The sequence below is a fragment of the Nonomuraea longispora genome (assembly GCF_004348345.1).
GTDB lineage: Bacteria > Actinomycetota > Actinomycetes > Streptosporangiales > Streptosporangiaceae > Nonomuraea > Nonomuraea longispora.
Window position 1 is genome coordinate 17,800 of sequence record NZ_SMJZ01000057.1, and the last position, 13,503, is coordinate 31,302.

General features: G+C 72.0%; 15 protein-coding genes. 6 read left to right on the plus strand and 9 right to left on the minus strand.

Annotation, left to right across the window (positions count from 1 at the left end; all coding sequences use genetic code 11):
* Positions 1-216 precede the first annotated feature (216 nt).
* Together E1267_RS17015 and E1267_RS17020 are read left to right on the plus strand one after the other, a co-directional pair.
* Positions 217-1,200: a Ppx/GppA family phosphatase gene (locus E1267_RS17015; RefSeq protein WP_132333550.1), complete on the plus strand. Its 984-nt coding sequence runs from the start codon at positions 217-219 to the stop codon at positions 1,198-1,200.
* A 71-nt stretch (positions 1,201-1,271) separates the two neighbouring features.
* Positions 1,272-1,616 carry a hypothetical protein gene (locus tag E1267_RS17020; protein ID WP_132333551.1) on the plus strand — a complete coding sequence of 115 codons (345 nt, stop codon included), beginning with the start codon at positions 1,272-1,274 and terminating at the stop codon, positions 1,614-1,616.
* Here the strand turns inward: E1267_RS17020 and E1267_RS17025 are convergent.
* Both E1267_RS17025 and E1267_RS47245 read right to left on the minus strand, forming a co-directional pair.
* The gene (locus E1267_RS17025; RefSeq protein WP_246063971.1) at positions 1,613-2,074 is read right to left on the minus strand and encodes an ATP-binding protein; all 462 of its coding nucleotides are present in this window, start codon (positions 2,072-2,074) and stop codon (positions 1,613-1,615) included. The two genes, E1267_RS17020 and E1267_RS17025, sit on opposite strands and share 4 nt — an antisense overlap.
* Before the next feature lie 58 nt (positions 2,075-2,132).
* Entirely contained in the window at positions 2,133-2,678 is a 546-nt protein-coding gene (locus tag E1267_RS47245; protein ID WP_132333552.1) for a TetR/AcrR family transcriptional regulator, read from the minus strand.
* A gap of 97 nt (positions 2,679-2,775) precedes the next feature.
* Between E1267_RS47245 and E1267_RS17035 the strand changes: the two genes are divergently transcribed.
* Positions 2,776-4,356 carry an MDR family MFS transporter gene (locus E1267_RS17035; RefSeq protein WP_246063972.1) on the plus strand — a complete coding sequence of 527 codons (1,581 nt, stop codon included), beginning with the start codon at positions 2,776-2,778 and terminating at the stop codon, positions 4,354-4,356.
* Positions 4,357-4,975: 619 nt separating this feature from the next.
* Here E1267_RS17035 and E1267_RS17040 read toward each other — a convergent pair.
* The 5 genes from E1267_RS17040 to E1267_RS17060 form a co-directional block, all read right to left on the minus strand.
* The gene (locus tag E1267_RS17040) at positions 4,976-6,253 is read right to left on the minus strand and encodes an AAA family ATPase (RefSeq protein ID WP_132333553.1); all 1,278 of its coding nucleotides are present in this window, start codon (positions 6,251-6,253) and stop codon (positions 4,976-4,978) included.
* Positions 6,250-7,677, minus strand: a complete 1,428-nt coding sequence (locus tag E1267_RS17045; protein ID WP_132333554.1) for a hypothetical protein — start codon at positions 7,675-7,677, stop codon at positions 6,250-6,252. Before E1267_RS17045 ends, E1267_RS17040 begins: the two co-directional genes overlap by 4 nt.
* A gap of 19 nt (positions 7,678-7,696) precedes the next feature.
* Positions 7,697-8,827 carry a hypothetical protein gene (locus E1267_RS17050; RefSeq protein ID WP_132333555.1) on the minus strand — a complete coding sequence of 377 codons (1,131 nt, stop codon included), beginning with the start codon at positions 8,825-8,827 and terminating at the stop codon, positions 7,697-7,699.
* On the minus strand, positions 8,824-9,591 hold the full coding sequence (locus E1267_RS17055; protein ID WP_132333556.1) for an MCP four helix bundle domain-containing protein: 768 nt from the start codon (positions 9,589-9,591) through the stop codon (positions 8,824-8,826). The genes E1267_RS17050 and E1267_RS17055 overlap by 4 nt, the downstream gene beginning before the upstream one ends.
* Before the next feature lie 207 nt (positions 9,592-9,798).
* Positions 9,799-10,437, minus strand: a complete 639-nt coding sequence (locus E1267_RS17060) for a class I SAM-dependent methyltransferase (protein WP_220449525.1) — start codon at positions 10,435-10,437, stop codon at positions 9,799-9,801.
* 202 nt (positions 10,438-10,639) lie between these two features.
* Between E1267_RS17060 and E1267_RS17065 the strand changes: the two genes are divergently transcribed.
* The 3 genes from E1267_RS17065 to E1267_RS17075 all read left to right on the plus strand — a co-directional run bounded on the left by E1267_RS17065 (position 10,640) and on the right by E1267_RS17075 (position 12,412).
* Entirely contained in the window at positions 10,640-11,173 is a 534-nt protein-coding gene (locus tag E1267_RS17065) for a DUF6609 family protein (protein ID WP_132333557.1), read from the plus strand.
* A 181-nt stretch (positions 11,174-11,354) separates the two neighbouring features.
* Positions 11,355-11,813: a hypothetical protein gene (locus E1267_RS17070; RefSeq protein ID WP_132333558.1), complete on the plus strand. Its 459-nt coding sequence runs from the start codon at positions 11,355-11,357 to the stop codon at positions 11,811-11,813.
* A complete protein-coding gene (locus E1267_RS17075; protein ID WP_132333559.1) occupies positions 11,810-12,412 on the plus strand; it encodes a TetR/AcrR family transcriptional regulator in 603 nt (200 codons plus the stop codon). The genes E1267_RS17070 and E1267_RS17075 overlap by 4 nt, the downstream gene beginning before the upstream one ends.
* Positions 12,413-12,422: 10 nt before the next feature.
* On the opposite strand, the gene E1267_RS17080 is transcribed toward E1267_RS17075, so the two are convergent.
* Positions 12,423-12,581: a hypothetical protein gene (locus tag E1267_RS17080; protein ID WP_246063973.1), complete on the minus strand. Its 159-nt coding sequence runs from the start codon at positions 12,579-12,581 to the stop codon at positions 12,423-12,425.
* Between the two features lie 50 nt (positions 12,582-12,631).
* Positions 12,632-13,414 (minus strand): CPBP family intramembrane glutamic endopeptidase, encoded by a 783-nt coding sequence (locus E1267_RS17085; RefSeq protein ID WP_132333560.1) that lies wholly within the window; start codon positions 13,412-13,414, stop codon positions 12,632-12,634.
* Positions 13,415-13,503 lie beyond the last annotated feature (89 nt).

A 13,503-nucleotide genomic window follows, 5' to 3' on the forward strand; every position in this document is an offset into this window, starting at 1 on the left:
CCCCCAACGTGTGGTGACACCAACGAAGGGTAGTGCCTGAGCGTGCCTGCCACGACGCCTGCCACGACGCCTGCCACGACGCCTGCCACGACGCCTGTCATGACAGGGCGGTTCCGCTCCCGGGGACCGTCCGGCACCGGCCGCCCGCCCTCGTCCACGCGCGTCAGCGCCGGGCCGCGTGTCGTCGCCGAAGCCGCAGGACGGTAGCGTTTCGCCATGCGACTCGGCGTGCTGGACATCGGCTCGAACACGGTCCACTTACTGGTCGTCGACGCCCACCGCGGCGCCCGGCCCATGCCCGCCTACTCCCACAAGGTCGAGCTGCGCCTGTCCGAGCATCTCGGCGACGACAACCGGCTGGCCGGCGAGGGCATCGAGCGGCTGGGCGCCTTCGTGGAGGAGGCCGTCGCCATCGCCGAGGACAAGGGGGTCGAGGACCTCGTGGCCTTCGCCACCTCCGCCGTGCGCGAGGCCGCCAACGGCGAGGAGGTGCTCGCCGGGATCGACCGGCGCTGCGGCGTGGACATCACCGTGCTGTCCGGGCGCGACGAGGCCAGGCTGACGTTCCTCGCCGTGCGGCGGTGGTTCGGGTGGTCGTCGGGGCGGCTGCTGGCCTTCGACATAGGGGGCGGTTCGCTGGAGATCGCCGCCGGCGTCGACGAGGAGCCCGACGTGGCCGTGTCGCTGCCGCTGGGCGCCGGGCGGCTGACGCGCGACTGGTTCACCGGCGACCCGCCCTCCGCCGACGAGGTGCGCAAGCTGCGCAAGCACGTACGCGCCGAGATCGCCCGCACCGTCGGCGACGTCGTGCGATACGGCACGGCCGACCGCGCGGTGGCCACCTCCAAGACCTTCAAGCAGCTGGCCAGGATCGCCGGCGCGGCGCCCTCCAGCGAGGGCCCCTACGTCGCGCGCTCGTTGTCGCGCGAGGACATGGCCGACTGGGCGGCCAAGCTCACCACGATGGAGGCCGCCGAGCGGGCCCGGCTGTCCGGCGTGTCCGAGGGCCGGGCGGCGCAACTGGCGGCGGGCGCGCTGGTCGCCGACGCGGCCATGGACCTGTTCGAGGTGGATCGGCTCGACGTGTGCCCGTGGGCGCTGCGCGAGGGCGTCATTCTGCGCCGCCTCGACCTCCTGCCCGGCCGCCTCGACCAGGCGCACGCCCTGGCGGGCGAAGAGACCGGGCAAGAGGGCGAGTGAAGCGGGCCGGGTAAGAGCGTTCTATCCGAAGATCTGGCGTGAACCGCTGGTAGGCGGGCATCTTCTGCCGAATGGTGGAAGTGCTCGGCGCGATCGGCTCCCTGACGGTCGTCGTCCTCCTCATCGTCATGGCCGTGCTGCTCGTCGCGGTGATCGCCATGGTCACCTTCGTGACGATGGCCGCCGTGATGCTGAACTGGCGCGGGATGCGCAGACGGCTGGGCCGCGGGGGCGCGGGACTGGAGCTGAAGCTGAGCGGCAGCGCCGTGCCGGCGCGGCGGCGGGCCGAGCTGAGCGGGGGCACGCCCCGGGTGCGCCGCCGGTTCCGCCTCGGCGCCCGCCCTGCCGAACGCGGTCATCCGCACCGCGTACGCCTGCGCGACCGCAGGCCGGCGGAGCGGCACAGCAAGATCTAGGTGGTCATGAGGTGCGAGCCGGCCGCGCCCGGCGCGTAGCGCAGGCGCTTCTCCAGGCACACCATGGCGCCGTCCTGGCCCTTGCTGGCGAAGCGGATGTCGTCGGCGAGTGCCCGCATGATCTGCAGCCCGCGTCCGTGCTCGGCGCCGGGGCCGTGGTCGACGATCTTGCGCGGGTCGAAGCCGCCACCGTGGTCGACCACCTGGATGACACACCGCTCGTCGTCGACGACGGCGTGGACGCGGTAGTCGTCGCTGGGCGCCGCGTGTTTGATCACGTTGGAGCACGCCTCGGTGAGCATGAGCTCGATGTCGTCACTGACCTGCGGATCGACGCCGAGCGAGCGCAGCGTGCCGTCCAGCATCTCTCTGATCAGCGGGACGCTCGCCGCATCGCGGGGCAACCGAAGCGCTATCGTGGTCTCCACCGCGCCTCCTCCCTTGTCGATGCGTGTCATCCCACTGCCCCTGATCGTGCGCACCAATCGTCCCTTTAGGCGTTATAAGTCCGGGTGATCAGGGCTCGATGAGCCGCATGGCCACCTCGATCGTGGCCTTGTGGATCTCTTCCTCCGACAGTTCGCCCTCCAGGGCCAGCCACTTGCCCGCGTGCAGGCCGAACAGCGCCAATGAGTGGCTGATGCGCTCGACGGGCGTCGCCTCGGGCCCGCTCATCTCGTGCGTCAGCTCCATCATCCGCTCACGGATCTTGATGAGCGTCGGATGGTCGCGCAGCGCCGTCTGGTTGCGCTCAAGGAACCTCGCCACGCCGAGGTGCCGGGTGCGCCGCAGGTAGTCGGCGTAACGCTCGACCAGCTCCCGGCGCATCTCCGGGGTCTTGGGCCGGCTGCGCGCCCACGCGAGCAGCTCCTCGATGTCGGCCAGCCGGAGATCGACCAGGCTCGCCACGATGTCGTCCTTGGTCTTGAAGTGGTAGTAGAGCGCGGCCTTCGTCACCCCGAGCTCCTCGGCGATCTCCCGGAGGGAGGTCGCCTCGTAACCCTGCTCGGTGAAGAGCCTGAGCGCGATCTCCTGGATCCGGGTTCGCGTGTCTTCCCGCACTTCGCACCTATTTCGACTTGACGGCCGACAAGTAAGTATCTAGCTTATTCTACGCTTGCCGGTCGGCAAGTAAGGAGTGGCACGCAGGGGGTAACAGGTGGCGGAGGCAGTCGGACGACGCCGCGAGGTCATGGTCGTCCTGCCCGGGCTGATGCTGGCGATGATGCTGGCGATGCTCGACAACATGATCGTGGGCACGGCCATGCCGCGCATCGTGGGGGAGCTGGGCGGGCTGGCCCACCTGTCCTGGGTGGTCACGGCGTACGTGCTGGGCACCACCGTGTCGACGCCGATATGGGGCAAGATCGGTGACCTGTACGGCCGCAAGACCATCTTCATCGTCTCGATCGTCATCTTCATGATCGGTTCGGTGCTCTGCGGCATGGCCGGTTCCGAGATGCTCGGCGGGCCGGACGACGGCATGGCCGAGCTGATCGCGTTCCGCGCGATCCAGGGCCTGGGGGCCGGCGGCCTGATCGTGAACGTCATGGCGATCATCGGCGACCTCGTGCCGCCCCGCGAGCGCGGCCAGTACCAGGGCATCATGGCCGGCGTCATGTCGCTGGCCATGATCGCGGGCCCGCTGGTCGGCGGCTTCATCACCGACCATCTCGACTGGCGCTGGGCCTTCTACGTGAACCTGCCGATCGGCGCGGTCGCGCTGGTCCTGCTGGTGCTCAGGCTGCATCTGCCCAAGGTGGAGAAGACGCAGGTGCGTATCGACTGGGCGGGCGCGATCCTGCTGTCGGTCAGCATCACCGCGATGGTGCTCATCACCACCTGGGGCGGCAACGAGTACGCGTGGGGCTCCTGGCAGATCCTCGCCCTGGCCGCGCTCGCCGTGGTCACGCTGGCCGCGTTCGTCCTGGTCGAGCGGCGGGCGGTCGAGCCCATCATGCCGCTGCAGCTCTTCCGCGTTCGCAACTTCACCCTGATCTCGGCCATCGGCTTCCTGCTGGGCTTCGCCATGTTCGGCGCGATCAACTTCCTGCCGCTCTTCCAGCAGATGGTGCAGGGCGCCACCGCCACCAACTCCGGACTGCTGCTGCTGCCGATGATGGGCGCCTCCATGGTGGTGTCGCTGTTCGTGGGCAAGGCCATCACCGCCACGGGCAAGTACAAGGTCTACCCCGTGATCGGCGGCGTCGGCATGGCCGTGGGCATGTGGCTGCTGTCCACCATGGACGTCACCACGCCGGCCTGGCTGACCGGCGTCTACATCGCGGTGCTCGGCCTCGGCATGGGGTTCCTCATGCAGACCACGATGCTCATCGCCCAGAACAGCGTCGAGCAGAAGGACCTCGGCGTCTCCAGCAGCACGGCCACGTTCTTCCGGTCGATCGGCGGTTCCTTCGGCGTCTCGCTGTTCGGTGCGCTCTTCAACAGCGCCTTCCTGTCCGAGCTGACCGGCAGGTTCGGACCGCAGGCGGCCGAGCGCATGGCGAGGACCGGCGCCAGGATGGACCCCGGCGCGGTCGCCGCGATGCCCGCCCAGGTCCGCACCGGGCTGCTGGAGTCGCTGGCGGCCTCGATCTCCGGCGTCTTCTGGTGGGCCATCGCGTTCGCCGTGGCCGTGCCGGTGCTGGCGGCCTTCATCCAGGAGATCCCGCTGCGCGGCGCCGCTCCTGCGCAGGCCGCCGCCTCCGACGAGGAGCCCGTCGCCCCGGCGGCCACGTGACCAGCCGCTCCTCCTGAACGCAGGTGCCACGGTACCTGGGAGCGTGGACGGCGAAAAGGAGAGGCGCCGGGGAGGCGGTTCGCGGACAATTGCCCCCTGCACAGCCTCCGCCGTCCACGCGTGGAAGACGCCGCGGCCATGTACGAACTCATCTCCGCCTACGAGACCGCGGTGATCGGGGCGGCCGGACATGACGCCTGAGGACGTCGCCGACGAGCTCGTCGAGCCCGGCTTCGACCGCGACAAGGACGGCTGGCTGGCGCAGGACGCCGACGGCAGGCTGCTCGCCTGCGCCTGGGCGTGCAGCAACGGCGACAGCGACCTGGTGGACGTCGACATGATCATCCGTCCCGGCGTCGAGGGCCTGGCGGAGGAGCTCTGGCCGGCCGTCCTCGGACGGGCCCGCGAGCTGGCCGCCGAGCGCGGCCACGGCGGCGAGACCGTTCACCTCGGGGTGCACCGGAACCACCTCGCGCTCGCCAGGATCGACGGGTGGGCGGCGGGGGTGGTGATCGGGAGCGACCAGTTCGTGCCCGACCAGGACTGCGGCTATGTGGCTACGCTCGCGGTGTTGCCGGAGTTCCGTGGGCACACACGGCGCCACACACCTGCCGGGACGTCAGACGCGGTGGCGGGACAGATGGTCCAGCACCGACTGGTTCGCCTCCCACCCGTCGGGGAACTTCACCGGCACCCCCAACTGCACCGGCTCCGCCGACGGGTGCGCGTCGAGGAGATCGGCGATGCCCGCCCTGGCCACGACCACGCACGCGTGGCGGTGCCGTGAGGCGAGCACGCACAACCGGCCCGACTCCAGGTGGAAGGCCGTCGCGTCCCGGCGCCCCGACAGTGGGTGCAGCACGATCGTCACGTCGTACTCGCGGCCCTGCAGCCGGTTGGCGGTGTCCACGGTGATCTCCGGCGGCACGCCCGCCGCTCGGATGGCGGCCACCTGGTCGCGGTGCGCAGCGCCGACCGCGACGCGGTCCGCCGTCACCGGCCGCTCACCCTGCTCCGAGCTCGCCACCGCGCCCCTCTGCAGCAGCCGCCCGGCCAGCAGCGCCACCGCCTGCACGGCCTCGCCGTCGGTACGCACCGTGTGCCGGTTGGGCAGCTCCAGCAGCGCCCACCCCGACCTGGCCGCCTCCTCCAGCGCCCGGTCGTGCGGCGTGCCCATGCCGCCGGTGGCCAGCTCCAGCCGCCTATCCCCTTCCGACGTGCCCGACCGGAACCCGGTGAACGGGTAGAACGCCCGCGAGACCACCGGCGCGGCCGACGCGGGCAGCCGCCACGACACCGGCAGCCGGTGCACCGGCAGGTCGGGGTTGTGCCGCAACAGCACCGACACCGCGCTCTGCAGCGGATCCCACGACAATCCCGACCAGCGGTCACCGTCGACGATCGAGAACGGGTCGAGCTGCCCGGGATCGCCCACGAACAGCGCCCGCTCGAACAGCCCGGCGATGCGCAGCAGCTTGTCAGAGCGCATCTGGTACGCCTCGTCCACGATCGCCCACGGCCACACCCGGCCGCCGATCCACGCCCATTTGTCCGCCGTGGCGATGACGATGTCGGGATCGCCCAGATCCTGCACCCTCGTGCCCACCCGGACGCCGGGCAGCTCCAGCAGCCGCAGCGGCGGCACGTAGCCGCCGGCCGACAATCTGCCCACCGTCAGACGGGGATGGCCGGCGCAGATCCGCGTCACCAGGTCGTCGACCTGCTCGTTCGTCTGAGCGACGATCATCAGGGGCTCGCCGGTGGCGGCGATGTGCGCGGCGGCCCGTACGACCAGCGTGGACTTGCCCGCGCCCGGCGGCGAGTCGACCACCACGCCCCGGTGGCGGGGCAGGTCGGCGAGGACGTTCCTGATGACCTGCTCCGGGCTGCCGGTCACGACCACTCCTCCTGGGCGTCCTCGTCGTCGGGCACGTACTCCTGCGGCGGCCCTCCGTGCGTCCACGGGGTGGCCTCGGCGTCCGGCAGCGCGGGGGAGCCCTGGAATTCGTCCGTCAGCGAGGTGTAACAGACGCGCTCGCCGATCTCCGGCACGGCGCCGGGCGCGGCGGTCCTGCCACGGCCCATGCCCTTGGTGATCTTCACCGTGACCAGGCCGTCTCCGGCCGACACCAGCTCCGCGCCCTGCCCGCGGCGCTGCGGGGTGCCGAGGGACGCGCCGGGCGCGAGGCGTACGGGATCGTCGGTCTTGATGACCACGATCGGCCGGAGCTTGCGCGAGCGGCCCTCGCCCTCGGTGTTGCCCGGGTCGGTGTCGACCACCTCGCCCGCGAACGCCTCCCCGGTCAGCCGGTATTCGGCCATCACGAGCGGGTCATCATAGGCGCGCTGCACGTCGTAGGCGGCCTGGGCGCGCTCCATGCGGGCCAGCTTGGCCGCGGCGGCGACCGCGCCGTCGCGCCGGGGCTGCGGCGGCGCGCCCTCGGCGATGTGCGCGGCCATGCCGCTGAACGAGCCGCGGTCCTGCTCCCACCGTGACGCCACCCCGGCGCCCGCCTCCAGCCCGGCGAGCAGGTCGATCGCCTGCCACATGAGCCCCCACGTCGGCTCCAACTGGGTGCGCAGCGCCTCGGTGACCCGCTCGGGCGAGCCGCTTTCCATCGCCGGCGCCAGCACCTCCGCGTCGAACCCCGGGTCCGTCGCCGGCCCGGCCGGCGGCCAGATCAGCGGGTCCTCGGCGTCGTCGCTCGGACCGGTGGTGATCCAGGCGAGCAGCGCCGCCAGGTTGGCGTCCTCCAGGCCGCTCTGCCCGCTGGCCCAGTGGCGGCCCAGCTCCTCCGTCATGGCCGGCATCAGCGACGAGCCGGGGTAGGCGGCCCGCTCCCCGAAATAGGTCAGCCACCGCCCCAGCAGCGGCACCGACTCCGGCACCGGCCAGGGCCCGTCGGCCCGGCGGAAGCGCATCGAACGGCCGAGCAGCCGCACGAAGCCCACGCCCGCCTGGTTGGGGACGACGATCTGCGGCGCGTCGACCGCCCGCTCGTACGGGTCGGCGTTCCTGCGCTCCACCGTCTCCGTCCGGTGCAGGAACCCCTCGACGTACGGCAGCAACACCCCCGCCAGCTCCGCCGCCCAGGCGAAGCGCAGGTCGCGGTTGCGCGGCTGCGTCACCACCAGCAGGCGTGGCCGGTCACGGTCGGTGCCGAGCATCGCCGCCAGCGGCGCGGCCGCCTCACCCGACAGCTTGAGCGGGACGAACACCATCGGCCGGGCCGCCAGATGGCAGTGCCTGACGGTCGCGATGGGCTGCGCGATGCCCTCGTCGAGGGCCCGCAGCCGGGCGAGCGAGGTCAGCAGGCTCACGTGGGGCTCCCGTACGGGCTCACGCCAGGCACTCCCCGCGCAGGCGTTCGGCGTTGCGGAGCAGCCGCGCGATCTCCTCCTGGCCCTCGGCCGGGTCGCGGGTGCCGTCGGCCAGGCCCAGCGCCTCGGTGACGGAGGCGACCCCGCCCAGCTCGTCGCGTACCTGCCGGCCGAGCAGGTCGGAGGCGCCTTCCTGGCGGGCCTCGTCGCGGCAGAAGAAGCACATGTCACACGTGGACAGGCAATCGGGGGCGTAGCGGGCGGTCGTCCTGCGCAGTGCGTCGCCCAGCTCGGCGACCGGCCGGGTGGGCCGTCCGTCCTCGTCCGGCCGCAGGTCGAACGTCAGATCCTCGGGCAGCTCTTCGAGCAGCCGGTCGAGGCTCGTCATCCTGGTGAGCTGGCGGCGCAGCACGGCGAGCTGCCTGCGCACGTCGACCAGCGAGGCGACGGGACGGTTGGCGAAGTTCTCCGGGCAGACCAGCACCACGTCGTGCGAGACCTTGAGCGGGTCGTGGCCCAGCTCCTCCAGCAGCGTGCGCAACGCCAGCACGTAGACGGCGGCCTGGCGGGCGGCCGCCGCCACCGCCGACGGGTCGGCCTGGCCGTCGATCACCGCGAACGACTTGATCTCCACGATGTGAAAGCGGCCGCCGAGCTGGAAGGCCACCACGTCCGGCTCCAGGTAGGCGGTGTGACCGGCGATCTCCAGGCTGAGCAGCGGGTGGTCGTACAGGGTGCCCGCGTCGTGCCCGTCGCGGGCGGCCCGGTCGATCAACGTCCTGGTGTGGGCGTGGCGCAGGTGGGCGCCGACGTTCTCCACGTCGTGGTAGGCGACCTCGGCGACGGTCAGGCCGAGCAGCTCGCGCAACATCCGCAGCAGTTCCGCGCACCCGTCGGCCTTGACCAGCGCCTCGAACACGTTGCCGCGTGTGATCGCGAACGGCGACTGCCCGAACGGCGCGGGAAACCCCAGGTGGCGGGCGGCTGCGTCCTTGTCGACGCCGGCGCCGTCCATGAGGGCGCGGCGGGCGCAGCCGGGGTTCGCGGCCAGGGCCGCGATGGCGCGGGCGTCGTGCGGCTGCTGCGGAGTGGTGCCCCGCAACGCCTCCAGCCGGTGCGCGTGGTCGCCCTCGCGCTTCAAGCCGCTCACGTGGCGTTCTCCTTCTTGATCGTGCTCAGCGTAGCGGCGCCGAACAGCCTGGCGGTGTCACCGAGCTGCGCCGCGGCGCGTTCGGCCAGCTCAGCGCGATCCCGCGTGTCGCGATCGGCGTGGACGCGCAGCTCCGCGCGCGCTGCCTCGGCCACCCGCCCGGGGTCGGGCGGGCTTAGCGTGCCGTCGGTGGCGCCGGGGATGTTCCTCGCCATCCTGAGAAGTAACCGGTCCGCGCGCTCGTCGTGCGTCTTCTGCTCCGCCACCGCGATGGCGCAGGTCAGGAAGTCGACGCGGGGGCTGAGCGGGCCGACCACGCGCCGCTCCAGCGGCCACGTGCTGAGCGTGAGCAGGCCGCGGGCGGGGGAGAGGCGGTCGGTGAGCGCGGCGCACAGATAGTACGGCCGCCCGAACGGCAACGACCTGAACGAGCGCTCCTCGTCCCTGCGCAGGCTGGTGAGCCGGCTGCTGCTGATCGTGCCGCCGAAGAACGCGGTGCTGACGGCCACGATCAGCCGCGGCTGGGCGGCCGCCCCCAGCAGCCGCAGCCCCTGGTGCACCTGCTCGCGCACGGTGACCAGGCGCGGTGGCTCCTCCTTGGCGGGCTGCTCGCCGCTCACCAGGGCGTCCCAGGCGCGTTCGGCGCTGCGCAGCTCGGCCCGCAGGACGCGGGCGTGCGCGCCGTCCCTGGCGCGCATCGCCGTGCGTACGCCCGCCCGCAGCTCGTCGATCCGCCGCTCGAGATCGTCCAGCCGGTCACTCATGGCGCGACTGTATCAACGATCCCAGCATTTTCCAGTAAATCGGCGGGATTCAACTCATTATGAGATCTACACTGTAAAGGAGCCCGGCTTCCCGCGGGCCCACCGCCGCCCGGCGATCCGGCACGGGCACTCGCGTCGATCTACGCCGTAAAGGCGCCTGCCCGGGTCAATCCGGGAGAGAGGCCCTGACCCAGGTACGGTCGCGGGTCAGGAAACGGTCGAACGCCAGGCCCTCGGCGGCCAGCTCAGCCGACAGCTCCTCGTCGGTGAGGCGCCTGGACGAGAACGACTGCTCCACACCTTGTCCCCGCCGTAGGTGTAGCTCATGGTCGCGTGGAAGATGCCGGGGGACACCTCCTCGACGGCCGTCAAGGTGATCGTGACGTCGCCGTCCTGGCGTCCCTGGCCCACGTGCCACCGGTCGTGCGCTTCGGCCGGCATCCACTGCAGGAGCACCGCGCCACCGGGCTTGACGTGGCGCGCACACGTGGCCAGGAAGCCGCGCCTGAGCGCGTCGTCCACGGTGTTCACCATCTGGGAGGCCAGCATGACCGTGTCGAAGCGCCGGTCGAGGCACAGGTCCTGCACCTGGCCGAGCACCGTGCGCGCGCCGCGCACGCGGGCCAGCATCTCGGCGGACTCGTCGACGGCCACCACCTCGAAGCCCTGCTCGACGAGTGGATGCGTGACGCGGCCGACGCCCGCGCCCAACTCCAGGACGGTGCCGCCGGGCGGGGTGACCTGCGCGACGATCGCCGGCTCGCCGTAGGGCCTGAGCGCGCTGTAGAAGTCGACAGGGGATCCGTCGGGGGTGATGGGGCCGGGGCCCGTGCCTGAGTTGCGCATGCCCCGAAACTAACTCGCGGATGAGGCGTCGGACCAGGGAACGTCGTCCCGCCCCCGCGTGAGGCGTCCTCGTCCCGACCAGCGGCCGGTACGGACACCTGGCGCACCCCGCTCCGGCGCTTCCTGCGCCGGGGCAAAATGCTCGCGATGTGGCGATCGACGATCCGCTAGGGTGGCTTCCCCTTTCGCGAAAGAAGTCGGTATGTCGCACGTCTATATGGTTTTGTCCGCGGTGGTGGATCACCCCTATCCGCTGATCCGAGGTGGCGGGTTGTTCCTGATCGGCGTGGGCGCCGGATTCCTGCTGAGCTGGATCTTCCGTACGTACTGGCTGCAGTTCCTGATCGGCGGCTTCGCCGCCGGGTTCGTCGGCAGCGGCCTGAGCGCGCTGCTGCCCAGCCTCGGCCCGCCGTCGTTCGCCCACATCGCCGGGCTCGTCGGGTCGTTCATGCTCGAAGCCGGGCTGATCTACCTCGTGCTGACCAGGACCAAGGGTGCCGACGACCGCACGGTCCTGCTGTGGATCCTGTTCGTGGTGGGCGTGCACTTCGTTCCGATGGGCCTGGCCCACGGGCCGCTGATCACCCTGCTCGGCCTGCTCACCCTGGCCAACGCGGCCGCCGGGCTGCGGCTCAAGGCCGCCCCGCTGCCGGTGTTCGGCGTCATCGACGCGCTGCTGAAGCTCGGCTTCGGCGCGGTGATGCTGCTCGGCTACCCGGCGCTGAGCTTCGCCTGAGCCGGTCCACCGCCACAGGGCCCGGCAGGACCGACGCCCGTGCCCCGTGCCGGCCATGCGGGCCACCCGGCGGCCGGCACTTCCACGAATCGCCGCACGCCGCTGAGCTGGCCCGATAGGGTTTCCGGCGGGTACAGCGGCGATCACAGGGGCGGGAAACGGCGGGAGGGCGGGGCAGCACGTGAACCACGGGACCCGGCTGGCGATGGGAGCCGTGGCCGGACTGACCGCGCTCATCCCCGTCTACTACCTGACCGAGGCGGCCGCCAGGGCCCTGCGCGCGGGCGTCGCCACCTTCGGCCCAGCGCCGTACGGCCTGGCCTGCCTAGGCGCGGTGGCCGCCATCGTCACCGTGCTGACCGCCTGGCCGCCGGCGGCGCTGTGCTGCGGTGTGCCACTGGCGTCGGCGGGCCTGCTGTTCGCGCTCGACCTGGACGCCGCGCTCGGCGCCGCCGGCCGGCTGCCCTGGGCCGGCTCGGGCGGGCTGCCGTGGGCGCGGCCGGACGGTGTGCCGTGGGCGCAGCCGGGCGAGCCACCCGGCACGCTGGCCGGGACGACCGGCCTCTACCTGCTCATCGGGGCGCTGCTGGTGCTCTCGGCGCTGCTGCCCGTACGGGTGCGATCTAAGCTGGGAGGGTGAGCGGGCGTGATCCGGATCGGCGCAGGACGCTGCTCGACGCGGCCGACCGGGTCATCACGAGGGAAGGCCCCGAGGTGTCGATGGCGGCCATCGCCGCCGAGGCGGGCGTCACCAAACCCATCCTCTACCGCCACTTCGGCGACAAGAGCGGTCTCTACCAGGCACTGGCCGACCGCCACGTGCGCACGGTCATCGGCCGGCTGCGGCCCTGGCTCGCCGCTCCCGGCATCGACCCGCGCGGCCGGGCGAGAGCCGCCATCAGCGTCTACCTCGACCTGGTCTCCGCCAACTTCAACCTCTACCGGTTCCTGTTCGACCGGGCCGGGGCCGAGGACACCGCGCTCCGCTCCCGCATGACCTCCCTGGTGCGCGGCCTGGGGGAGGAACTGGGCGGTGTGCTGGCCGCCGAGGGTGTGGTGGCCGACCCGGTGCGGGCGCAGGTGCTCGGGCACGCTTTCGTCGGCATGGTGCAGACGACCGGCGACTGGTGGCTGGAGCATCCGGAGGTGGACCGTACACAGGTGGTCGAGGGGCTGGTGGACGTGATCGCCGCCGCGCTCTCCGGTGCCCGAGCTCCGCACGCCGTGGAAGGCGCCTGACCGGCGCCGCTCAGGCGCGGGACGTGCGTGCGCGCAGCTCGTCCAGCGTCCGCGCGGCCGGCGGACCGCCCGCGTGCAGCACCGGCTCGGCCGGCTCCACCCGCTCGGTCATGAACGCGTGGACGGCGTCGCGGACAGGGCGGACGCGGTCGGGCACGGCGAAGCTCATGCAAGGATCCCGACGCCGGACGGCCGCCCCGTCAACAGAGGAAGCAGAGGTCAGGGCAGCCAGCTCACCTTGCCGCGCAGGAAGGCGTACCCGACGAAGGCGACGGCGTCGATCAGCGTGTGCGCCACGATCAGCGGCATCGCCCGCCCCCACCGCTGGTAGAGCCGCCCGAACACCACGCCCATCACCACGTTCCCGACGAACCCCCCGAACCCCTGATACAGGTGGTACGACCCCCGCAGCACCGACGAGACCGCGACGGCCTTCCACGGCGTCCAGCCGGCCTGCCCCAGCCGGTGCAGCAGGTAGCCGGCGACCAGCACCTCCTCCAGCACGCCGTTCTGCGCGGCGGCGAGCAGCAGCACCGGGACCTGCCACCACACCTCGGGCAGCGCGCCGGGCACGACGGTCAGGTTCACCCCCGACGCCCACACCGCGAGGTAGAACGCCAGCCCCGAGCCGCCGATGACGGCCGCCAGCGCCGCCCCGCGCCACAGGTCGCCGCCGGGCCTGCGGAAGTCGGCGCCGATCGTGCGCAGCGACTCGCCCGACCGCACCAGCAGGTACGCCACCAGCCCGACCGGCGCCACCGCGATCGCGATCTGAACCAGCTGCAACGCCAGGTCCAGCCAGGGCCGATCCGGCGCCATCGACCCGACGAGCACGGCCTGCTGACCCTTGAGCTCCTTCGGCGCCGTGAGCGCCCCGATCAGCCGGACGATCGCCACCAGAGCGCTGGCGCCGAGCGAGACCGACAGCACGACGATGACCTCGGCCCTGACGAGACGGGGCCCGAGCACAGGGGCGGGCGCGAGCGGAGACTGTGTGGTCATGGCCGCAGAGTAGCCTCTACATGATCGGACCCGAATAAAGGTCCCATATCTTCTCGGATAAAGGCCCCAGCGCCGGGCCGCATCCCGGG

Bases quoted from the DNA above. Each gene is read 5' to 3' on its own strand.
- E1267_RS17015 (WP_132333550.1), top strand. From the start codon at position 217: ATGCGACTCGGCGTGCTGGACATCGGCTCGAACACGGTCCACTTACTG.
- E1267_RS17020 (WP_132333551.1), top strand. From the start codon at position 1,272: ATGGTGGAAGTGCTCGGCGCGATCGGCTCCCTGACGGTCGTCGTCCTC.
- E1267_RS17025 (WP_246063971.1), bottom strand. From the start codon at position 2,074: ATGACACGCATCGACAAGGGAGGAGGCGCGGTGGAGACCACGATAGCG.
- E1267_RS17055 (WP_132333556.1), bottom strand. From the start codon at position 9,591: ATGAGTGACCGGCTGGACGATCTCGAGCGGCGGATCGACGAGCTGCGG.
- E1267_RS17060 (WP_220449525.1), bottom strand. From the start codon at position 10,437: ATGCGCAACTCAGGCACGGGCCCCGGCCCCATCACCCCCGACGGATCC.
- E1267_RS17065 (WP_132333557.1), top strand. From the start codon at position 10,640: ATGTCGCACGTCTATATGGTTTTGTCCGCGGTGGTGGATCACCCCTAT.
- E1267_RS17080 (WP_246063973.1), bottom strand. From the start codon at position 12,581: ATGAGCTTCGCCGTGCCCGACCGCGTCCGCCCTGTCCGCGACGCCGTC.
- E1267_RS17085 (WP_132333560.1), bottom strand. From the start codon at position 13,414: ATGACCACACAGTCTCCGCTCGCGCCCGCCCCTGTGCTCGGGCCCCGT.